Origin of the sequence: Cesiribacter sp. SM1 (assembly GCF_020178975.1) — a bacterium.
Classification (GTDB): domain Bacteria; phylum Bacteroidota; class Bacteroidia; order Cytophagales; family Cyclobacteriaceae; genus Cesiribacter.
Window position 1 is genome coordinate 476,070 of sequence record NZ_JAHXBU010000094.1, and the last position, 23,190, is coordinate 499,259.

Sequence of the window (23,190 nt, forward strand, 5' to 3'; positions counted from 1 at the left end):
AAAGGTTAATAACTGCTTCTTTTTTTTAATTTTGGTCTTAACCCGGTGTGGATATCTCAATTAAAAGGTTAAATAAGTGCTCTTAAGTTATTGATAGTTTGTGAGTTATCGATATCCACCTAAAGTTCCACATTAAGCTTTTAAAGCTGTTGATAAATTCTGCAGTTGTGGAAACAGGCTGTGTATAATCTGGAAAACTCAGCACTTATACCCACACCCCTGCCTCTTCAGACTTATCAACTCTCTTTATCTACAGTCGGTGCACACTTATCTACATCCCAACCTAAGTTATACACAGCACTTATAAGGTAATTTCCGGATTCTGAATCTCCCAGTTTGCCTTGATGGTAATGGGCTGCTCGTTGATAAATACAGGTTCAGGAGCCTCCAGTTTAAAGATATTTCCAGGGTCCCAGCGGCCGTTTGCGTTCTGGTCTACCACTACACGAATAAGGTAATCGCCAGGCTCTACAAAGCGGAAGGTGTACTGCCTGGTGTTTGTCTGCTGGCTTACCACTTCAAAATTATTTGCCCTTAAAAGCTGCACGATATAATTTTCTGCAGCAGTTGCAATGGTACCATTGATGATACCGGTCTGGCTTTCTGTAGCAAACCTATAGTTAAGTGCCTGATTATCAAGTGTATCCGACTCTACACTATACACAGAACCTTTGGGAACCCGTACTTCTACCTGTTGTTCTTTCTTTCCGGCTCCTCCCCTTGCCAGCTTTTGAGGATCTGTTTCTGTTGTGGTTGCTGTTTGTGCCTGTTGTGGAGGCGAAAGAGTTTTTCTTATGGTTAACCTATCGCGTTTGTTGTTCCATTCTATTTCCTCTGCGATTATTGTCTCCCAGGTAAGGCTGTCGTACATAACACGCAGGCTATCGGTGCGCAGCTCGGCTACAGGTTTGGAAAACTGCAGGTTTAGCTGCAGGTTTTTGGTAATGGATGATCCTTTCCGGGGTAAGGGATCAACAGTAAAGGATGCTTTTGCACGTTTGCTTTCATCAAAACGTATGTAAAATGTATCACTTGCTACCTGCTGCAGAGAATCAAGTGCTGTGATGGTAGCCCACAGGCTGTCCTGAATGGCTTGTGGATATATCCTTACCTTTTTATTTTTTTCAATAAAGTTACTGCTGACTTCAGTGGTGCCTTCGGTTTGCAGTTCATAACTGTTCATGGGCTTGTTGAAAGTAACTTCAAAATAGTTACCCACAGGCCGTGCACTGTTTACCACCGGCTTATCTGCAGTAACGCTAAACAGCCTCATGTTTACAGAATCTGTTGTAGCAGCAAGTTGTAAGGTATCCGGCCAGTAACCATAACGCTCATTTTTTGTTTGCAGCGTTAAATTTTTATTATTGTCTGTAAATCCATACACCAGGTAGGGCCCTTTTTTCAGATTCCGAAGTTCATAATTACCTTCTTTATCTGTAGTGCTAAAGTAGGCTGGTTTATCTGTAAAAACAGTAGTGGTATCTCTGGGATCAAACAGTACCACTGTAGCACCTTCTACTACCTTATCTGTTAAGGCATCTCTAACCTTGCCTCTGATGATGAGTGAATCCAGGTAGTTTCCAGTACTGAAAGCCAGGTAAAGGTTTGGTGCTATATTACCTTCTGTGATATCCACAATGCCTTCCCTAAAATTAAAAGTATAGGTGGTGCTATCGTTCAGGGGTTCCTCAAAGCTGAGCTCAACAATGTTTTTATTAACCCTGGCTTTATATTTTGCCTCTGTACGAGGCGTAATGATAAGCTGTTGCTGCAGGTTTTTTAACGTAACCAATTCATCAAACTGCAGCCTGAGCACTCCATCTTTATAATTAAGTGTATTTTGTGCTGGCGTAATATTTACCAGGCGCGGTGGTATGGTATCTCTGTCGCCGCCTGTTGGGCTACCAACATTGGCACAACCTGTACCCATATACCAAACACCTGTAACAATCATTGCCAGGTACAGGAAGAATGAAGATAACTTCATGCGTGTTGAAGAATATAGATTAAACTTGAAAATTGATTATTATGGTTTCTAGCCCATAGGTTGCTACGTGCTCCTGTTACTACTGCGTTGGCATATGCTTTTTTCCCTTTTTGGTATTCTTCGCTTAGCATGCTTACGTAAAAGGCATCAAAGTACATGGGCCTGACCTCTTTTACTGCAAAGCCATGTTTCCTGGCCAGTTTGTGCATAACATCCTGGCTGAAGTGATACAGGTGGCGGGGAACATCCCAGGCTGCCCAGGCATGGCCATAGACCCGGGCATCGTAGCTTTCAGGGTTTGGCACGGCAATCACCAAACTACCCTGTTTATGTAACAGGTCTTTTAATAACGTAAAAGTCTGCCCTAAATCGTATACATGTTCCAGCACATGCCACATACTTATTACCTGAAATCTTCTGGTAAGCGGAATTTCGCTTAGCTGTTTGTGTAGCTCCTGCCCTAATGCTGCTTCTGCCTGTTTACGGGCGCCGTCATTAATTTCTACTCCATCTACCTTCCATCCATTGGCTTTTGCTGCAGCAAGAAAATGGCCGGTACCGCAGCCAATGTCCAACAGCTCTCCCTTTGTGCTCCATTTCTCTACCAGTGAGGTCTTCTGGCGCAGGGTTATGTGCCTTACAAGCTTATAAATACGGTTTATAAGGGTATTGCCTTCGTTGGTATGCGATACATAGGTAGCAGAATCGTAATAGCGGCCAAGCTCTGATTCTGCAGGCCGGGGGTTTGTAAACAGCAAATCGCAGTTCTGGCATTGCTGAATGCTGAAGGTTTCGCCACTTACGCTATAGTCTTTAGATGTTGTAAACAAACGGAACTGCCCGCTATGGCAAAGCGGGCAGTGCTGTAGTTCCTGGTGCATATGTTTTATTTTCCCATATAAATGGTAAGAACAGAAATGTCGGCAGGTGATACACCGCTTATTCTGCTGGCCTGGCCAATGGTTGCCGGCCTTTGTTTATTTAACTTTTGCTTTGCCTCTGCCGAAAGTGCTACAATTTTATTGTAGTCGAAGTTTTGTGGAATAATATGGTTTTCCAGCCCCTCCATCCTTTCGGCAAGCTTTTGCTCTTTATCGATATACGTTTCGTATTTGATCTGGATTTCGGCCTGCTCCAGCACTTCATCAGAATAACGGTTCAGGTAATCTGCTAATTCAGCATCCAGCTTTTTAAGTTCGCCAACACCTATCTGCGGCCTGCGCAGCAACTGTAAGGCACTGGTGGTTTCTTTCAGCGCAGCTGTGTTAAACTCTTCCAGTCCGGCATTTGCCAGTTCAGGTGCTACTTTTTTCTGCTTCAGGTCGTTTAGCAGTTTCTTCAGATCATTTTTCTTATCAAGCACACGCTCCAGACGCTCATCTGAGGCAAGGCCCAGGCGGTGTCCCATCTCTGTCAGGCGGAGGTCGGCATTATCCTGGCGTAACAGTATCCGGAATTCTGCCCTTGATGTAAACATACGGTATGGCTCATCGGTACCTTTATTTACCAGGTCATCTATGAGCACACCTATGTAGGCATCGGATCGTTTAGGAATAAAGGCTTCCTTTTCGTGCACCTTGTTATGTGCGTTGATCCCTGCAATGAGTCCCTGGCAGGCAGCTTCTTCGTAACCGGTTGTACCATTGATCTGCCCTGCAAAGAACAGGTTTTCTACCAGCCTTGTCTCCAGCGTTAGCTGCAGCTGTGTTGGCGGGAAGTAATCATATTCAATAGCATAACCCGGCCTGAACATTTTAGCGTTTTCAAAACCTACTATCTGACGCAACGCTTTATACTGTACATCTTCCGGCAATGAGGTTGAAAAGCCATTCACATAGATCTCTACTGTGTTCCAGCCTTCTGGTTCTACAAATATCTGGTGACGCTCCCTTTCAGCAAACCTGTTAATCTTATCTTCAATAGATGGGCAGTAGCGGGGGCCCAGGCCTTTGATGCGCCCGTTAAACATGGGTGAACGATCAAAACCTGTTTGTAGTGTTGCATGCACCTCTTCATTGGTATAAGTAATGTAGCAGGGCAACTGCTTTTGCATAGGTGCTTCTGTCATGTAGGAGAAGGTACCCGGGTTCTCATCTCCCAGTTGCGCTTCCATGGCTGCATAGTTTAAGGTACGGCCATCTACTCTTGGCGGTGTACCTGTTTTCATGCGGCCTGCTTCAAAGCCCAGTTCTATTAACTGTTCGGTTATGCCGGTAGCAGCTTTTTCTCCACTCCTGCCACCACCAAACTGTTTTTCACCAATATGAATTAGGCCATTCAGGAAGGTGCCGTTTGTGAGTACTACAGCTTTTGTAGGTATTTCAATACCCAGTGCAGTTTTTACGGCAACCACCCTACCCCCTTTTACTACTATGCCTTTAGCCATTTCCTGCCAAAGATCTATGTTAGGCGTTTGCTCCAGGGCCAGACGCCATTCTTCTGCAAAGCGCATGCGGTCATTTTGTGTGCGTGGGCTCCACATAGCCGGGCCTTTAGATCTGTTCAGCATCCTGAACTGCACGGTAGATTTATCAGAAATAATTCCTGACATACCACCCAGTGCATCTATCTCCCGCACTATTTGTCCTTTAGCCACACCGCCCATGGCTGGATTACACGACATTTGTGCAATGGTCTGCATGTTCATGGTAACCAGCAGCACCTTCGATCCCATTTTAGCGGCAGCATGTGCAGCTTCGCAGCCTGCATGGCCACCCCCTACTACAACTACATCGTATTCCGGAAACATATCTTATTTTCTATTCTAGATATAGATGTTCCACGTGAAACCTTAACACCATTACAAAGAATCTTCATTCTGTTTGGCTGCTATAGTTCCACGTGGAACGTGTGATATAACTCTTACAAAAGTAAATTAGCTTTGGTTCAAAGAAGCGTACAAAGATAAATACTGATCTTCTTTCTGCCGCATCTGCGTTTGTTCATCAGCAGATTTATCTCTATAGCCTAATAAATGTAAAACGCCGTGAATAATAACACGGCGTAATTCCTGATCAAATGAACTGGAAAAATCGGTACTGTTTTCCCTGATTCGATCTATGCTGATGAAGATGTCTCCTTCCAATATCTCTTCCTGGTCGCTGTTATCGAAAGTGATGATATCAGTAAAGTAGTCGTGTTGCAGGTAATCAATATTCACCTGCTTCAGATAAGGATCAGAACAGAAAATGTAGTTAATTTCAGAGATGTCAGCACCTTCTGTTTTAACTACATTTTTGATCCAAGTCCTGATTTTAGTTTTTTGAGGCAATTTGAACTGAATGTCTTCCTCAAAAAAATTAATTACAGGCATACTAATTCAGGTAAAAGCAGAGCTCAACTAAGCGTCCGTTGTTTTTAAAGTTTACCTCGTCTGCAAGGTGCTTCATTAAGAAGATGCCTCTGCCACCAGGCTTCTCTATATTTTCAGGAGCAGTAGGATCAGGTAAGTGTTCGTAGTCGAAGCCTTCTCCTTCGTCTTCAATTTCGAACTGTATGTTATCTTCACGCAAAAAGAGCGTGAGTTTAACATTCTTGCTTGGATCCATTTTATTCCCGTGGCGAATAGCATTGTTCACCGATTCGGTAACCGCAATCATGATATTCCCATACAGGCCATCATCTAACTGAAATTCCTCTTTGGCATTATCAATGAAACTTTCAATCATTCTGATGTTTTCAATGAGAGAAGGAATTTCAATTTTTATCGTATTGATCATACCCGTCCTAAAAAGTTATTGCTCTAATCTCTTAAAATAATTATTTATCTCTTCCTTATAGAAAGGGTTAAGTTTTGGTGGTACTGATCGTATCAACTCAATTTCCCTCTCTTTTTGTTTTAGGTACTCTTCCAGTGCCTTGGGCGCCTGCTGATCGTAATCTTTGGCGGTTTCCCCTTTTCGTTCTTCATCTAATTCCCGTTCCATCATGGCTTTTTCTGCTTCCAGCAAGCGTGTCTGAATCTCCTGCTGGCGCTCCACAAGTTCGCGAGATAATTTTTTATTCACCAGTTCAGTTTCGGTTTCTTCCATCATTTTCTGCAAACCTTCACCTCCGGGCAATTTACCATCTTTCCCAAATTTCTCCTGCATTTCTTTCAATGCTTCGCGAATACGCTCCTGCTCGGCAGCCATACGTGCCAGCTCTTCGCTTAATTCACGGCCACTTTTGCCTCCCTTTTTCAGCTCATTGATGCGCTCGTTGAGCTGCTGCTGCATTTGCCCTAGCGTTGGCTTTTGCCCTTTCTGCTGGCCCTTTTTTGGGTTGCCCATGGCATCGGCCATCTGCTGCTGCATTTGCTGTAAGATATCATCTAGTAAAAGGGCCAAATTGTTCATGGAAGTCATGGCAAATTGCTGCTTGCCTGCAGCAACACCCTTTTTGCGTTCCTTTATAGCTTCTACGCTTTCTTCCATGTAACGGTTCATGTTATCCACCTCGCGGGTAACAAAACTGCGAATCTGGAATACACGTTCTGCTAAGGAACGCAGGCTGTCTTCCAGGATAACGGCATCGTCTTTAAACTTTAACTGCTTTTGCCCCAGCTCTACAAATCGCGGGTCGCTTTGGTTTACTTCCCTGAACTCTTTCATTAAAGCTTCCTGGTCGAAAGAAAGTTTAACAAGATTATCCACAATATCGCGCAGGTGGTCCAGGTTTTCCTGCAGCGACTCCATTTCCATGCCGCCCTGCATCTGTTTCATCTTCTGCTGCATCTGGCGCATTTGTTCTGCTGCTTTCTGCTGTGGCTTACTGGCTTTTTTAGGTTTACCCTCCTGGAGCATCTGCTCACTCTTTTGTTGCTGTTGCTTTATCTCCTCCTGCTCCTGCTGGGTGTCTTCCATGCTGTTGGGGCTCTTCAGGTCCTGGTTAAGCTCCTGCATCTCCTTCATCTCCTGCTCCAGTTCCTTAAACTCTTCGTTGAGCTCCTGCTGCTTTTCTTTCAATTCTTCAGAGTCAGCATTTTTTTCTTCACTTTGCTTCGATAGCTCCTCCTGCTCTTTGCTTAGCTCCTCCAGTTTGTCGATATTTTTCTCCAGCTTGTCATCAAACTTCATACGCTTGAACAGCTCCAGGGTTCGCTCCAGCTCTTTTTCCAGGTTATTCTCCTTGCGGTTTAGCTTCTCTAGCACATCGCGCATTTCATCCGGGTTGCTCTTTTCTTCTAGCAGCTTTTGCAGCTCTTCGTACAGCTTCTTGGTTTCTTCATCAAGCAGCTCGTCCATTAGCTGGCGCAGCTGCTCCGCTTTTTCAGCAATCTTCTCATCCTGCTGTTTATCGAACCTTTTTTTCTGCTCATTCAGCAGCTCCTGCTGCTCCTGCAATTTTTTTACTGCCTCCTCAAGCTTTTGGCGTTCCTCAACTAATTCCTGCAGCACTTTCTCATCCTGATAGTTTAGCTGATTTTTGCCGCGCATACGCTCTTCTGCTTTCTTAAGCTGCTCCTTTAGCTGTCTGGCCTGTTTCAGGTTCTCATCCAGCTGGTTTTGTGCCTGCTGCTCACTTTTATTGATCTGCTCTTCTATCTCTTTTGCATCGGGCAGCTTGAGCATGTACACACCAGTGCGTGAAGCTTTGGCGCCATTTACGCCATCATTGTCCCACACCTGTACAAAATACTCCAGGCGGTCTCCAGCGGCAATGCCGAGGCTGTCGAGCTGCCAGCGATAGTAATAGGTTTGGCTAAGATTGCCCCTTTGCAGTGGCAGCGAAATGGTTTTATAATTGCCCCCCTCCTTATTTTCCTTGCTTAAGCGGTAATGTACCTGCAGGCGGCTAAGCCCGTAGTCGTCGGATACATTGCCTGCCAGTACCACATAGTTGTACAGCAGGGTATCGCTAAACCTGTTTAGGTTTACCTGTGGGTGCCTGTCTGGTATTACTTCCAGCTGGTATTCTATGGCTTCTCTGTTCTGGCTCCAGCGGTTTTTAAGCTCCACCTGGTAAGATTGGGAAGCCAGCATGGTTTTAGAGAACAGCAGTTGCTGCTCCCTACCCGGTGCTCCTGCCAGTGCGGTACTGTCTTCTGAAAAGCGAAGCCGCAGGCTGTCGGTTGCTGAGGTAAAGAACTGCCATTGTACCTGGGTTCCTTCCGGTACCTGAAAACTACCTGTATTATCCAGCACGGCGGCTTCCTTAGCCAGGTACTGCGGGTACTGCAGCTTAACCCTGAATCCTTTCAGATCGGGGCGTTCTGCCAGCGCTATGGTATAATCATCACTCTCAAAACCTGCGGCCTCAAAATGGAATGCTTTTTCTTCCTGAATTTTTGGAAAGGTATAGCTAAAATAATTGCCCTCACGCTGCATTTTTACACGACGCCCCTCCTCTGTTACCATATATGCTGTTTGAGGCACAGTAGAGCCGGCAAACTGCAGTTTAAGGGTAAAATCTTCGTTGCGGAAAGCCTGCAGGTTTTCGTTCATCAGCTGAAACTGGAAAGGAGCCTGAGGCTTAAACTCCTGCTGGTAACTTACCAGGCGCCTGGTGCTGTCGGTAATAAGCTCTGGCAAAAAGAAAGCTGCCAGTAACAGCAGGGCTAATGGAGGCAGCAGGTAGCGCAGATATTGTCTGTTGCTGCTGAAGTCTACTGCCGCATCAAAGGGTACTGTTGATATCTCTGCAGATTTTTGCCTTACACCGGCAGCAGCCAGCGGATTGCTGATGGCCAGCTGCTGGAGCTGCAGTACATTCAGGAGTTTATCGCGTACCTCGGGAAAGTAAGCGCCAATGCGTTGTGCTGCTTCCTCGTCGGTAAGGGGTTTGGTAATAGAAAAGAGGTAGCCAAGTGGTCTTAGCACCCAAACATATAAAATGACCAGCGCCAGTGCGCTAAAGCCAAAAAACAGTACTGTACGAACACGGCTGCTGAAGTTGGCCAGGTATTCGGCAAAGGCCAAAACCAAAAATACAGCCAACAGGCAAGCCAGCGTCCAGATGAGGCCGCGAAGCAGCAGGTTTGTATAATATTTGCGCTTATAGCGCCGTATGCTGCGGATTACCTCTAAATCTTCCCGGTTTGCCATAATCTATTCCGCTCCCTTTTTGGGTATGGGGTATCAGGTATGGGGTTTCAGCTCTTTCAACAGCAGTGGCAAATCTTCCTGCCCTAAGTCAAACAGCTTAATATCCATTTACTATATACCATATACCTTGTACAATATTTTATTACTATCTCTAAAATTCACAAAACCTACTGGCTGCGCAAGGTGCGCGCCTGTTGAAAATAAACTTCTCCCAAGTCCCGGTATTGCATAGGGTTGTTCGGAAAATTTTTAACGTACGATTGCAAAAGCCTGTACCCTTCGTCGTACCAGAGTACAATTACGGGTGCATCTTTCATTAAAACTTTTTCTGCTCTTAAGAAAAGATCATTTGCTTCTTTAAGAGAACGCGCCTGCAGTGCCTGTTCATATAATCTGTTAAAAGTAACATTGTTATAGCGCCCTATGTTCGGATAAACCTGATCTCTGCTAAGCCTATCTGCACTGCCGCTGTAAAAAACCCATAGAAAATTTTCTGGGCTTGGGTAATCGGCAAACCAGGCCGAGCGCATCATATCAAATTTACCGCTGAAAGCACGCTCCAGCAATTGCGCCATAGGGTAAGTATTGATCTCAACCTGTATGTTCAGGTAATCACTTAGCTGCTTTTGAATTTCTACGGCAACATTGGTATTCCTGTCACCCTCGGCATTCAGCATCAACTCAATCTTCGGGAATCCCTTACCATCCGGATAACCGGCTTTGGCCAGATAATAGCGGGCAGAGTCAACATTCAGGCGAAAGCCAGTGATCTCATCAATGTTGTAATCGGCAAATACAGGCGGTGTAATGCCGTGGTTACCAGGCGCATAGCCTTCGTTATTCAGCGCAAAGTTAAGAATTTTCTCCCTGTCTATGGCATAGCTGATGGCCTTACGCAGGTCTTTGTTGCTGAACAGTTTGCGGTCCGACATATTAAAGGTCAGGTACTGGGTAACCATTTCCGGTTCGCGCTGCAGCTCGTACTTAACAAACTCTCCGGTGCCGGTCTGGTTGTTCTCCAGTATTTCAATGATGTGCTCTGTTGGCAGGCGGTACACCATATCGAGGTTGCCTTTGCGGAACTCCAGCAGCTCTGTGTTTTTGCTGTTGATAAACTGGATGTTGAGTGCATCCAGAAAAGGCAGCTGGTTGCCAAAGGCATCGCTTCGCCAGTAACGCTCATTTTTAGGCAGTGATATAGAAATGTTTTCTTCTATACTACCCAGCTGAAACGGTCCGGTGCCAACGGGGTGGCGGCTCATATCGGCGCCATATTTATCCCATGCTTCTGGCGGGTAAATAAAGCAGGCTGGCCTTGCCAGGTGCATCAAAAACATGCTGTTAGGCCTGGTAAGGGTAAACCTAAGGGTGCGGCTGTCGAGTACCTCTATGCCCGGTACCCCTGTAGCAGGTGCACTGCCCTTTGCGCTGGCTGCATAATAAGCATCGGCGCCTTTAATCAGTCCGGAGAATACTGCGAAGTTCTGGTTCTGTGGAGAAAAGGTGCAGAGCCGGGTAAGGCAAAAGGCTACATCTTCGGCAATAAGTTTGCGGCCTTTACCGGTGCTAAAGCAGGGGTCATCATGAAAGTACACATCATCGCGCAGCCGTATGGTATACACAGTGCCGGTTTCGTCCATAGTGTAGCTTTCGGCCAGTCCGTTGATAACGGTAAGGTTATCTGGCTTGAGCCGGAACAGGCCCTCATACACCTGGTTTGCTACCCGGTAAGAGTACACATCGGTAATGGCCGGTGGGTAAAGGTTCTTGATATATTCAGTTTCATTTGTTCTGAATATACCGCCATAATAACGCCCCCCCTCCCCTTCGCGCAGTTCATTAGCAGGCCCATCAACAGTTTGCTCCTGTGTGGTGCTGCAGCCGGATGCCAGCAAACAGAGCAGAGAAACCTGAAGCCACCGTTTATTCATAGCTAAAATACAGAAAGTAGACATTTAAGATAAAGAAATAAGCGGTAGTGAAAAAGCTAAGCACTTACTCATGACAGCTCTACAATAACAGGACAGTGATCGGAGTGTATAGCATCCGGTAGTATGCTTGCACTTTTTAGCCGATCCTGCAGTGGCAGCGTGGCCAAGTGGTAATCGATACGCCAGCCTTTGTTATTCTTTCGTGCACCTGCCCGATAGCTCCACCAGCTGTAGCAGTGCGGATCCTTGTTAAAGTGACGAAACGTATCCACAAAGCCAGAACTCACAAAACCATCAAACCATTCCCGCTCCTCAGGCAAAAATCCGGAGGAATCTTTGTTACGGATGGGGTCGTGAATATCAATTGCTTTGTGGCAAATGTTGTAATCGCCGCTGATGATCAGGTTGGGGTGTTCCCTGCGCAGCTCTTCAACATACTGCTGAAAATCTGCAAGCCACTGCATTTTAAAAGATTGCCGCGCATCGCCACTGGAGCCAGAGGGCATGTAAACACTCATGACTGATAAATCCGGATAATCGGCTCTTAGCACCCTGCCCTCATAATCGTATAGAGGCAGGCCGCAGCCGTATTCCACGTGGAACGGTTCAGGCCGGCTAAAGATGGCAACGCCGCTATAGCCTGGTTTTTCGGCGGGCATCCAGTAGAGATGATAGCCCAGGTCTTCGAAGGCCTTGGTATCTACCTGTTCGGGCCGGGCTTTAATTTCCTGCAGGCACACCACATCGGCATCCTGTTCGGCAAGCCATTGGGCAAAGCCTTTCTGCATGGCTGCCCGGATGCCATTTACATTGTAACTAATGATTTTCACAAAAACAGAGAAAGCAGAACTTTATAATTAAATAAATAGCTGGTGCGCTAAAACACCAATATGAGCAAATTAATTATAATTTTTGATATCTGCTTGAATGTAAGAGCACTGATTGAAGGTTTAATGCACAGGAGGAGGAAAAAAATAGTTCCGGACTCCTCTACTCCCCCGTGCAGCAGCTATTTTCTACAAGGCTTTTAGCCTTCTGTTAAGCATGCCCCAGGCTTTTGTATAAGAAGATCCTATGTATTTAAAGTAGTTTACGGTACTAACGTTGAAGGTACGCCCAACATAAACCTGGTTAAGAATAACACTGATAATATAGGTAGTAAGCGTAGCCAGCGCTGCCCCGATCAGCCCCAAATTAGTTATGAACAGGTAGTTAAGCACGATGTTGAGAACGGCATTCCGCAGCACAAAGAGGGTGTTCATTTTCTGTTTTCCGGTGGCATCGAGCATTACGCCCACCTGCTTGTCGAGGGGCAGCAGCAGCCCGTACAGCACTGTAATCTGAAGCACAGGAATGGCTTCGGCATAGCGCAGCTCGCCAATAAGCGTAACTATCTGTGGGGCAAAGAGCAAAGTAAAGGCCACAAAAGGCAGCATTACAGAAAACAGAATAGCCACCGATTTTTCGTAGTAAGGCCGGGCAGCCTGTACTCCCTCCTCCTTAATAGCGCGCACCATTTTTGGAAAGATTACCTGCGAAACGGTATTGGCCGGTACCTCAAAAATATTGGAGATCTTAAGGGCTAATACATAAGGGGCAACAGCCGTTGGTCCCAGCAGGGCGGTTAACATCCAGCTGTCGATGTTGCGCATCATATAAGCACTGATAAAAGTACCAAAGGTGTATTTACCGTAGTGCAGCTGTTCTTTAAGGGTGCTAAAGCTAAAGCGCCAGGTAAACGACATGTACTTGCTGCCATAGTAGTAGGTAATAAAAGTACCTGCCACAATTCCCACCCCCTGCAGCATTACCACTTCTGTGAGGGTAACCGACTGGTAGTAAAAAATATATGCGATCAGCAGAAGCGAATAAAGCCCCTTGTTAGCAAACTGGCCAAGCGACGATCCTTTGAAATCCATGTTTGCCCTTTGCATCATTTCCAGGTGAAACACTGGTACCATCAGGAAGTTAAGGAAGGCATAAATCTGCAGCATAGGGCCGATCAGCGGGGCATTTGTTACACTGCCTATCCAGTCGCTGCAGGTCCATAAAAAAGCAGAGATAAGTACAGTAACAGCTATGTTGAGCGAGAGGGCGCCGGTTTCTACCCGTATATAGTCTTCGCGGCTGTCGGTATGGTTGAGGTAGCGCACCAGGCCATTGCTGATAAAGCCATAGCGGAACTGCTCAATAAAGCCTGTCAGCATCAGAAATACCCCCCAGGTACCAAACTCTTCTTTGGTGGTATGCCTTACCAGGGCATAGTAGGCAACAAAACCAAAAATTACGATAGATGCACGTTCAAAAAGCTTGAATGCCCCGGAGCGGAGCCAGTAAGACTGAGAGAATTTTTTAAAAAGTTGTTTCATCAACACGACCAATAGACTGGTAAATTACAAAAATCAAAGGATAAATATGAATAATTTAGCTAACTATCCAGCAAGAGGCTTCATTAAGGTTGTTTTATGTTTGTAAACATAATGCATTGTATTGCTTTGGCGAAGGCTGATGTACCAGAAGTTCCCTTCTGTTTTACTGTATAATATATGTTGATAAGTTGAGAAACAGTTTGATACTAGCTTAAAGCTGCTTTAGCAAAAATCCTCCGCAATCATACGAAAATACACCCACTACTGTTGCTAAAGAATTTAAACAATGGCTTTAGCAGGCAATACAGATGGTAGTGGCCTGGAGCAGTGCAGGCAGCTATTATGCAAGTGTGGGTATTCTTATGATGATGGTAGCTGAAAAACTTCGGGGAGATGACGGGAGCTAATTAGTACGAAAGCTATCCCGGTGCTGTAAAACACCTTTCAGGGCTGCCAAAGAAAAGTACAATTTAGTGCAGAAACATAAGAGCTCCCTGGGAAGCAGCTGAGCTATTTTTGCCTAATCCGGGGGTATAACGCAGCTTATAAGCTAACCGTTTGTCTTTGAAGAGGCTATAAAGTACAAATTGTAGAATAAATCTACACTTTCCACACAAAAAGCACATGTATAATTTTTTCAGGTAAACTAAAAAGTGATCAAAAAATCAGATGTAATGCAATATTGGCATAAGCTTCTTGTTTTTATTACACGAGATGACTTTATTGGATTTCTGTAAGTGCAGATGGAACGCTTATTAGTAATTTTTGCTTTCGTTTGTGAAACCTAAAAAGTCTTTATCCCAAAAAGATTCAACTTTATGACTAAGAGAGCTGTAGCCGCCTTAATGTTGGTTGCTGTAATGGTATGTGCCTGGTGGACAGGAAGAGATTTGCTAGAGCAATATATAAACCCACAGCAGAGTGGCGAAATTAAAGAACTCCATCATACAACTCAGGAAGAAATTGTTGAGGAATTGCCGGAACCAACCCTTCTTTATGGAATGGTGGTAGATTCATTCAACATAGTTGAACAAACGATCAAACCACGCCAGAACCTGGCCGACATTCTCAATCCTTTTAATATTGAGGCCCGTATTGCAACTGAACTGGCGAAAAAGTGCCGCCAGATATTTGATGTTCGCCAGCTGGCAGCCAATAAAAAAGTAACGATCCTTGCCTCTAAGGATAGCACCCAAACGGCTCAGTTCATGATCTATGAGCCCAACCCAACAGAATTTGTTGTTTTCTCGCTACGTGATACCCTGGGTGCAGCCATTGTGCAGCGCGAGGTTAAAACTGTAGAAAAAACCATTTACGGCGTTATCAACAGCTCACTGTCGCAAAGCATGCAGGAAGCAGGCGGTAATCCGGCCCTTACCAGCAAACTGGTTGACGTATTTGCCTGGCAGATCGACTTCTTCCGCATTCAGAAAGGCGATTCTTTCCGGGTGATCTACGAAGAAAAGTGGGTGGAAGACCAGCAGATAGGTATCGGCAAAATTCTGGCAGTGCAGTTCGATCATGACGGCGAACCTTACCATGCCTTCTATTTCGACCAGGGCCAGGGCAGCAACTACTTCGATGAAAAAGGTAACAGCCTGCGCCAGGCATTCCTGAAAGCACCCCTGAACTTTACCCGCATTAGCTCACGTTACACCAGGAAGCGCTTCCACCCGGTGCAAAAACGCTGGAAAGCACACCTGGGCACTGATTATGCAGCGCCTACCGGAACACCCATCTACACAGTAGGCGATGGCGTGGTGGTTGAAGCAGGCCGCACTAGGGGCAATGGCAACTATGTAAAAGTAAAACACAACGATACCTATACTACCCAATACCTGCACATGAGCAGAATTGCCAAAGGAATGAGGAAAGGTACCCGCGTACGCCAGGGAGAAGTGATCGGCTATGTAGGCAGCACAGGCCTGGCAACCGGCCCGCACCTTTGCTTCCGCTTCTGGAAGAATGGCAAGCAAATAGATCCGTTCTCGGTTAAAATGCCTCCGGCAGAACCTGTAGCCAAACAATACCAGGTGGCATTTGAGCAAATGAAGCAGCAATATACCCAGCGCCTGGCAACCATAGGTCAGGATCAGGCACCGGTAGACCTAAGGGCCAGCTTGTAATAAACATTTCAATGTACAGCATTGGTCAAAAGCACAGGGGTAGCATAACCTGTGCTTTTTTCTTTTACTGAAAAATATAAACTTAGTGCCCCCTGCGGGGCATTTTTTGTTTACATACAAAGATGTATGTCTGTAACCATATTATAAGTAAATAAAAAGCAAAGCTTGAACATACAGGAACTGCAGCAGCCAGCGGTACGGCAATGGATAGAGGAGCATGCGCACGACGAGCCAGCCAGGCTTATGTTGCAGGCACAGCTGTACCCCCACATACCCATGCGGGAGGCAGTACAACAGCTGCAGGCAAGGCAAAAAGCCAGGTACAAGCTCCCGCACTGGTATGCAAATCAGGGAGTACTCATGCCGCCTCCCCTTTCTGTAGAGCAGGCTTCTTCTGAAGAAACCGCCCGTTATAAAGCCAGCCTGGTGTGGGAGCGCATGCCGGAGCAGGAAAAAAGCGCTGCCGTAGCAGGCACCCTGGCAGATCTTACGGGTGGTATGGGCCTCGATAGCTGGGCCTTTAGCCGGCACTTTAGCAATGTATATTATGTAGAGCAGCAGGAGGAGCTTAGCAGCCTGGCGGCGTACAACTTTAAGCAGCTCAATTGCACCAATGTACAAGTACATGGCGAACAAGCTGCAACATTTTTGCAGCAACAGCAGCAGCCACTCGATGTACTCTACCTCGACCCGGCCCGCCGCGATGCCGCCAGAAATAAAGTAGTGCTGCTATCCGATTGCCAGCCCAATGTGGTAAGCATGCTGCCGCTGCTGTTACAGAAGGGCAGGCAGGTGTGGGTAAAGGCTTCGCCCATGCTGGATATCAAAGGTGCTATGCAGGAATTAGGGCAGCAGGTACAGGAGGTACAGGTAGTAAGCCTGCGGGGAGAAGTAAAAGAACTGCTTTTTTGCATAGAAGCAGCACAGCAGCCCGACCCGCAGATCACAGCGGTAAACCTTACTGCAGCGGGAGAAGCAGAAAGCTTCTGCTTCCGCTACAGCGAAGAGAGCACTGCCGCCCCGGCCATTAGCATGCCTCAGGCCTATCTGTACGATCCGGGTGCTGCCCTGCGCAAAGCAGGTGCCTTTAAGCTGCCGGCAGTGCGCTTTGCTATGCAAAAGCTGCATCCCCACAGCCACCTCTATACATCCCGGGAGCAGCTAAATAATTTCCCCGGCCGTAGCTTTAGAATGCTCGGACTTGTTAAAGCTGATAAAAAAGCTGTACGCAAATTGCTTCCCGGCGGACGGGCACACCTGGTGGTCCGTAATTTTCCACAGAAAGCTGAGCTGCTGCAGAAAAAGCTTGGGCTGGAAGAGGGAGATCCCCTCTACCTGTTTGCCACCACCCTGGCCGATGGTAAACCACAACTGCTCCTGTGTGAAAGGATATAAGCCTCTTCAGTATCTGAACTGTTTAGGGGCAGGGCTTTCCTTGGCGGCTTCCAGTATGGTTTTCATTTTTCTGATGTTAAAATTAGCATCTGGTAGCCTGATAGGGTTAAACAGATGAACATATACAGCTACTGTTAGTTAATCTGGTGATGGATTTCAGGCAAAGCGGTGTTCAGGAATTAGCGGTGGGCTTTGTACAATTCTGAAAATTTACTGCAACAGTAACCACATTGACCATTCAATAAAGTATTTTTTATCACAAACTTATTTTTCATGAGCGCTATAGCAAATTTTATTGGCGGGCTTGCCGGAGCAACCGCAGTTACCCTGGTCAACGAATCCGTAAGACAATTTATGCCACAGGCACCCCAACTTCAGCTATATGGCATACGTGCAGTGCGTCAGATATTTAACAAAACAGATGCTGATATGCCAGACCGGGAAGAACAATACGGTATGGCAATGGGAGGCGAGCTGATGGCAAATGCATCATACTACAGCATGGCTGGCCGCAGCACCACCAAAGGGGTATTGCTTGGCCTGGCAGCAGGTTTGGGTGGTATTTTTCTGCCAGATAAGCTAGATCTTGGCAAAGCCCCCAGCAACCAAACCCTTACCACCCAGATCATGACGGTGGGTTATTATGTTCTAGGAGGCATTGTAGCCGCTAAAACTACCCGTGCACTATCAGGTAAGAGAAGAAAATAATCCGGAGTAACATTTTATTCAGCAGCCTCTTGTAATTCTTTTGCAAGAGGCTGCTGTACTTTGTAGGGAATAAGTGCGCCAGTCAACTGCCCCAGCACACTGGCAGCAAGGCCCCACAGCATTGGGTTCAATTCTGTTTCCAGCCACACAGCCAGCAGCCACACCAGCATACCTGCAGTAATAGAAAGCATGGCGCCTGCAGGGGTAGCCTTTTTCCAGAACATGCCTGCCACCAGCGGAACCAGCAAGCTCACCAGGCTTAGAGCCGAGGATTCGCCCACCAGCTCATAAATATTGTTGCTGCTAAGCGCCATGCCCAGCGAAACAGCAGCGACCAAAAGCACACTTAGCCGCGAAAGGCGCAGCAGCTGCCGGTCGCTAAGCCTGTGTAGCTGTGGCCGCAGCAGGTTTTCGCTTAAAATGGCCGCCGGTGCCAGCATGGCCCCGCTGGAGGTACTGATGATGGCTGATACCAGAGCACCAAAAAAGAGCACCTGCAGCCACAGCTCGCCACTGCGGGCAACCAGGCCCGGTACCAGCATTTGCGGGTCTTCTGCCAGCAGATCGGGGTGCAGCTTTGCGGCATACAGGCCAATGAGCAGGGGCATAAAGGCCACGCTGAGGTACATGGCTCCGGCAGCAACAGAAGAAAACACCGCCACACGCTCACTTTTAGAAGCCATTACACGCTGAAATACATCCTGCTGCGGAATAGAACCAAGGCCAATGGTTATCCACAGGGCCAGGTAGTTTAACCAGCCGGTAGCACTCCTTTCTTCTGCCGGTACCATTCTGAAGAATCCCTGCGGCTGAGCCTCCAGCAGCTCCCCCAGCGGGTATTTCCATATCAGTACTGCACATATTACCACCAGGCCCAGCAGAATAAGGCAGGTTTGTATAAAATCTGTTACCGAAATCGACCACATACCGCCCAGGTAGGTATAGCCAACCACCACGGCACTGGCCAGCACCATGCCAACAGCTGCATCTATCTCAAACACCTGCTGCATTAAAATGCCCAGTGCTACCATCTGGGCGGCAATCCATCCAAAATAAGAAAGCACCATGCATACGGCAGCCAGGGCCTCTACCCTTCTGCCAAATCGGATGCGGTAAAAATCGCCCATGGTGAGCAGGTTCATGCGGTAGAGCCTGCGGGCAAAAAACACACCTACCAATACCAGGCAAAGGGCTGCACCAAAAGGATCTTCAATTACCCCCAGCAGGCCGTGCTGTGCAAATTCAGCAGAAGCACCCAGCAGGGTTTCGGAGCCAAACCAGGTAGCAAAGACCACAGCCGTAGACATATAAAAAGGCAAACGGCGGCCTGCCAGCATAAAATCCTGGGTATTATGTACTTTGCGGGAGGCCTGCCAGCCAATAAACAGGTTCAGCAGCAGATAAAGTAAAACAAAGACGGCTAACACTGGTAGTTATTTGAAGAGCAAAGTAAACCGGAAATGGCTATCTGGCAATGATTGATGACTTAAAGCTGCCTTTCCACCCTTTTTTATATATTGCATGTTATGAAGGCGATTATTCCTGTGGCCGGCGTAGGCTCCCGCTTGCGTCCACATACCCATACCCAACCTAAAGCACTGGTACCTGTGGCGGGCAAAGCCATTCTTTTGCACATTGTTGATATGCTTATCGATAATGGCGTGCAGGACCTGGTATTTGTAATCGGGTACATGGGTGCCAAGATCAGGCGCTTTATTACCAGCCACTATAAAGATTCTGATGTTCGTGTAGAGTTTGTGCTGCAGGATCCGCGCGAAGGCATCGGGCATGCCCTTTACCTGGCACGTGATACTTTTCAGAACGAACAGGAAATAATGATTGTGCTGGGCGATACCATTGTAAACCTGAACCTGAAGGCTTTTACCGAAAGTTCAGATTCGGTGCTGGGTGTGCAGAAGGTAAGCAATCCCGGCAGCTTTGGTATTGCAGAGTTAGGCCAGGAGGGCTTTATCCGCCGGCTGGTAGAAAAGCCACAGATACCCAAGAGTAACCTGGCGCTGGTAGGCATTTACAAAATTGCCAATCCGGCTTTGCTCATAGAAGGGCTGGAGCACATAATGGAAAACAATGTAAAGCACCTGGGCGAATACCAGCTTACAGATGCCCTGATGTATATGGTAGAAAAAGGCCACCAGATGCGTACCGTGCCGGTAGACAGCTGGTTTGACTGCGGCAGGCGTTCTTCGCTGCTGGAGGCCAATGCTATTTTGCTTACCCGCCAGCTAAAGGAAAATCCGCAGAAATATAAATATCCCTCCACCATTATTATACCGCCGGTAAGCATAGGCAAAAACTGCAAAATTACCCACTCCATTATTGGTCCCAATGTAGCCATTGGCGACGATGCCATTGTTAGTTACTCCATTATAGAAGATACCATTGTAGGCTCCTACAGCGAATTACGCAATATTATGCTTTCGCACTCCATTATTGGAAACGACACACGTATACTGGGCCTAAGCCAGCAGCTAAATATTGGCGACAACACCGAAATAAATTTTACGGAGTAGCGGAAGATGCATAAAAAGAAGGGAACAGGCATACTCTTACTGATGCTACTGGCATTGGCCGGGGCCTGTGGCAGCGGGAGCAATGAAACAGCAGATACTGAGCAGGCAAGGCCAGCCAATAAAACCTTTACCTTTAGCAATGGAGAGGTAGAGCAGATTTTGCAGCTAAGGTGGAATAATGATACTGCCGTAAGCTTTGTGCTGGAACACCACCAGGGAGCATGTAACTACACCCTAAGCGGCAATGCAGTAAACCCCTACAACACCTACGAACCCGAAACAGATACTGACGCCAGCACCGGCGAGCTCTACTGGGTTGATATCTACCTCTACAACAGGGATAATTGCCGCATGGCGCTCCGGATTGCCCAGGATACCAGCAGGGCCCAGCTACAGCTGTCGAACTGTGCCGCCTCCCCCACCTGTGCACTGGAGAGTGTGGGCATCTTAAGGCGCCAGGAGTAGGGTATATTTTCTCCCTGATTCTGAAAAAAAATTGGCAAAGGCTAAACAGCGCACTTACAGCTGCTTAAGGGCAATAGTTGCAGGCTTTAGTTGTGCAGCATCAGGAGGATAACAAGTTTTTGGCTTCTAACATTAGATGGTTTTTCTAATTTTGCTCTCCCGTGTACTGTTTCAAATGCCCTAAAGAGCCCAAACGCTTATTATGCCATCCATTCTAAACAATCACATTCAGAAGTTAAAGCTGGCTGTTTCTATATTGTTGCTGTTTTGTTGTTTGTCTGGCACACAGGCACAAGACAGGCTATATGAAGCAGGATATATCGTACAGGAGGGGGACACCATCAGGGGCTTTATTAAACGAACGGATGAAGTTAAGTTAAGCTACTCCATTGATTTTAAAACAAGCGCTACCTCCGAAGCTTCAACGCAGTACACGCCCCACAACCTGAAGGGCTTTGGTTTTACCACCGATGGTCTTCATTTTGCAGCGGTTGATGTGTACATCAGCCATGCAACGGTTACGATAAAAGATCAGAGGTTCGCAAAGAAATTAAGAAGCGGAGCCCTAAGCCTGTACAAACTTCAACTGTCAAGATCTGAAAAAACAGACATCTTGTTGAAAGACTACTCCCATGTTTATGTTCTTGAGAAAGAAGGCAGCTTCCATACGCTGACACAACATAAAATTAAAACTACCAATCGGGAGGGAGTGAATAAAAAATACATTGGAATATTACGGGCAATGTTAGGCGACTGCCTGAACAGTCTTGATGATGTCAGTGCTGAGCTTCCTTATAAAGATCAGCCAGTTATTCAGCTGGTTGAGCAGTACAACCACTGTAAAAACCCAACTAAAGAAAGCACCACCTACCAGTACCAAACAAAAGCATGGGTCAGAAAGGGAATTGAAGTAATGTATAGCAGTACTTATTCTCCCCTTCATGATCTTTTGTCTAAAAGATATGGATATGCTGCAGGCTACTTCTGGGATATCACCAAGCCAAATTTAAGCAGAAAGTACTCTGAGAGAATAGGAATCAATTATACAAATCTCCACTATAATTATTGGAATCAGCGAAGCAGAAAAGACATTCCTGCATCTATCCACCTGATTAGAATACCCCTGCTCATTCAGTACAACATGAACAATTATCAGGAAGCAAAGCTAAACCCGTTTTTGAATATAGGTTTAACCGGTCAGTTCTCTACTAACCAGAAATTTGGCTACCTCGATATAATACCTTTTTTCACAGTTGGTGGCGGTGCTTATTTCGGAAAGTTAAAGCTTGAATTTTTCATTGATAACATAAATTTCGCCTGGAAGAGTGATAAAATATTCAATGCAGGCATTGGTTACAGGTTGAATAAGCTTTAGTAAAGGGCATTGGAAAGTGGCGGCATAGCTAACATCCGTTTACCTCTTTTCTATCTTCTCCTTAAATTTCCAGCGCCTGTCTGTAAACATTTCTCTCTTTTTCTAATTTTTCAGTAACACATCAGGTACTAAGGCTGGTGTGACTTTTTCTGTTGTACATTTTTTTGTCTTTAAACTGATAATGCCATGACTGCACGTCCGCTTCGTGATATTCTGTTCGTAGATATAGAAACTGTTGCTGCGGCACCATCCCTGGAGGAGATGAATAACCCCATGCGGCAGGCCTGGGAAAGTAAGGTAGACTACATCGACTGGACGGATGAAGAAGTAACACCCGGAGAGCTGTTCGAGTATGAAGCTGGTCTTTATGCAGAATTTGGCCGCATTGTGAGTATTTCGGTGGCTTACTTTTACGAGAAAGATGGTGGAGCGCTTGAGCTGCGGGTAAAAACCTTTGCTTCGGTAGATAACGAACCCTGGCTCCTGAAGCAGTTCATGCAGCTGCTCAACGATCGCTTCGATCAGCGCAGCCTGCGCCTCTGCTCCCACAATGGCAAGGAGTTCGATTTTCCATACCTCTGCCGCCGTATGCTGGTGCACTGCATTCCCATTCCCGAAGCACTGAACTTTGCCGGCAAAAAGCCCTGGGAGGTACCCCACCTCGATACCATGGAGATGTGGATGTTCGGCAACCGCAAGTATACCATATCGCTGCAAACCCTCACGGCGCTCTTTGGCATCGACTATGAGCCCCATCCTGATGGCGATGAAATTAACCGCCTCTTTTACGAAGATGGCCAGGAGGGTTTAGATGCCATTGTGCTGCACAGCCAGCAGGATGTAATTGCCACCGCACAGGTATACATGCGCTACCGCTGCCAGCCCCTGTTAAAACCTGAGCAGATTGTGGTGGTGTAGCTGTAAAAGTGCTAATTATTTAATGTGGCAATGTGCTAATGAATAGCTGTGGAGGCAACCCCTGGCTTGGGCCAGGGTCTGTTGGCTTGAGCGTACCCAGGGTTTCAACCCTGGGCTAAACGGGGGCAGCATTATCTAAGTGTTCATGGGTATTCTAATCTAAGAATTAAGAAATCTTCCTAAGGCTTGATTCCCTGTGCGGACTAAATTCATTCTTTTGATTGAACGCTCTGAAAGAAATGTCAGAGCAGGCCCATCACTTAGCCCAGGATTTCAGCCGGGGGTATCCGGTATTTGAGCCAAAGCCTGCCATTGGCAACCCGATGCCACTAAGCAACCTCCCTTAAAATTTTTTTTAAA

17 protein-coding genes are annotated in these 23,190 nt (G+C 46.6%); 7 read left to right on the forward strand and 10 right to left on the reverse strand.

Features of this window, described 5'->3' with window-relative positions; all coding sequences use genetic code 11:
- Positions 1-301 precede the first annotated feature (301 nt).
- The 9 genes from KWJ01_RS26135 to KWJ01_RS26175 form a co-directional block, all read right to left on the reverse strand.
- A complete protein-coding gene (locus KWJ01_RS26135; RefSeq protein ID WP_225000090.1) occupies positions 302-1,987 on the reverse strand; it encodes an Ig-like domain-containing protein in 1,686 nt (561 codons plus the stop codon).
- A complete protein-coding gene (locus KWJ01_RS26140) occupies positions 1,984-2,868 on the reverse strand; it encodes a class I SAM-dependent methyltransferase (protein ID WP_225000091.1) in 885 nt (294 codons plus the stop codon). The genes KWJ01_RS26135 and KWJ01_RS26140 overlap by 4 nt, the downstream gene beginning before the upstream one ends.
- 5 nt (positions 2,869-2,873) lie before the next feature.
- Entirely contained in the window at positions 2,874-4,736 is a 1,863-nt protein-coding gene (mnmG, locus tag KWJ01_RS26145) for a tRNA uridine-5-carboxymethylaminomethyl(34) synthesis enzyme MnmG (protein ID WP_225000092.1), read from the reverse strand.
- A gap of 126 nt (positions 4,737-4,862) precedes the next feature.
- The gene (gene ybeY / locus KWJ01_RS26150; RefSeq protein ID WP_225000093.1) at positions 4,863-5,300 is read right to left on the reverse strand and encodes an rRNA maturation RNase YbeY; all 438 of its coding nucleotides are present in this window, start codon (positions 5,298-5,300) and stop codon (positions 4,863-4,865) included.
- A gap of 1 nt (position 5,301) precedes the next feature.
- A complete protein-coding gene (locus KWJ01_RS26155) occupies positions 5,302-5,706 on the reverse strand; it encodes an ATP-binding protein (protein WP_255651215.1) in 405 nt (134 codons plus the stop codon).
- A gap of 15 nt (positions 5,707-5,721) precedes the next feature.
- Positions 5,722-9,012, reverse strand: coding sequence for a DUF4175 family protein (locus tag KWJ01_RS26160; protein WP_225000094.1), 3,291 nt, complete (start codon positions 9,010-9,012; stop codon positions 5,722-5,724).
- 167 nt (positions 9,013-9,179) lie between these two features.
- Positions 9,180-10,943 carry an ABC transporter substrate-binding protein gene (locus tag KWJ01_RS26165; RefSeq protein ID WP_225000095.1) on the reverse strand — a complete coding sequence of 588 codons (1,764 nt, stop codon included), beginning with the start codon at positions 10,941-10,943 and terminating at the stop codon, positions 9,180-9,182.
- A 68-nt stretch (positions 10,944-11,011) separates the two neighbouring features.
- Complete coding sequence (locus KWJ01_RS26170) at positions 11,012-11,773, reverse strand: exodeoxyribonuclease III (RefSeq protein ID WP_225000096.1); 762 nt, start codon at positions 11,771-11,773, stop codon at positions 11,012-11,014.
- Positions 11,774-11,959: 186 nt separating this feature from the next.
- Positions 11,960-13,312: a flippase gene (locus KWJ01_RS26175; RefSeq protein WP_225000097.1), complete on the reverse strand. Its 1,353-nt coding sequence runs from the start codon at positions 13,310-13,312 to the stop codon at positions 11,960-11,962.
- 818 nt (positions 13,313-14,130) lie between these two features.
- On the opposite strand from KWJ01_RS26175, the gene KWJ01_RS26180 reads away from it, so the two are divergent.
- From KWJ01_RS26180 to KWJ01_RS26190, 3 genes are all read left to right on the forward strand, one after another.
- On the forward strand, positions 14,131-15,438 hold the full coding sequence (locus tag KWJ01_RS26180; protein WP_225000098.1) for a peptidoglycan DD-metalloendopeptidase family protein: 1,308 nt from the start codon (positions 14,131-14,133) through the stop codon (positions 15,436-15,438).
- 165 nt (positions 15,439-15,603) lie between these two features.
- Complete coding sequence (locus tag KWJ01_RS26185) at positions 15,604-16,833, forward strand: RsmD family RNA methyltransferase (protein WP_225000099.1); 1,230 nt, start codon at positions 15,604-15,606, stop codon at positions 16,831-16,833.
- A gap of 273 nt (positions 16,834-17,106) precedes the next feature.
- Positions 17,107-17,541: a hypothetical protein gene (locus KWJ01_RS26190; RefSeq protein ID WP_225000100.1), complete on the forward strand. Its 435-nt coding sequence runs from the start codon at positions 17,107-17,109 to the stop codon at positions 17,539-17,541.
- A gap of 14 nt (positions 17,542-17,555) precedes the next feature.
- Here the strand turns inward: KWJ01_RS26190 and KWJ01_RS26195 are convergent, their stop codons facing one another.
- A complete protein-coding gene (locus tag KWJ01_RS26195) occupies positions 17,556-18,968 on the reverse strand; it encodes a sodium:solute symporter family protein (protein WP_225000101.1) in 1,413 nt (470 codons plus the stop codon).
- Positions 18,969-19,067: 99 nt separating this feature from the next.
- Between KWJ01_RS26195 and KWJ01_RS26200 the strand changes: the two genes are divergently transcribed.
- The 4 genes from KWJ01_RS26200 (at position 19,068) to KWJ01_RS26215 (ending at position 22,830) form a co-directional block, all read left to right on the forward strand.
- Complete coding sequence (locus tag KWJ01_RS26200; protein ID WP_225000102.1) at positions 19,068-20,072, forward strand: sugar phosphate nucleotidyltransferase; 1,005 nt, start codon at positions 19,068-19,070, stop codon at positions 20,070-20,072.
- A 6-nt stretch (positions 20,073-20,078) separates the two neighbouring features.
- On the forward strand, positions 20,079-20,537 hold the full coding sequence (locus KWJ01_RS26205; protein ID WP_225000103.1) for a hypothetical protein: 459 nt from the start codon (positions 20,079-20,081) through the stop codon (positions 20,535-20,537).
- Positions 20,538-20,739: 202 nt separating this feature from the next.
- A complete protein-coding gene (locus KWJ01_RS26210; RefSeq protein ID WP_225000104.1) occupies positions 20,740-21,912 on the forward strand; it encodes a hypothetical protein in 1,173 nt (390 codons plus the stop codon).
- A gap of 186 nt (positions 21,913-22,098) precedes the next feature.
- A complete protein-coding gene (locus tag KWJ01_RS26215) occupies positions 22,099-22,830 on the forward strand; it encodes a ribonuclease H-like domain-containing protein (RefSeq protein ID WP_225000105.1) in 732 nt (243 codons plus the stop codon).
- The last annotated feature ends 360 nt before the right edge of the window (positions 22,831-23,190 follow it).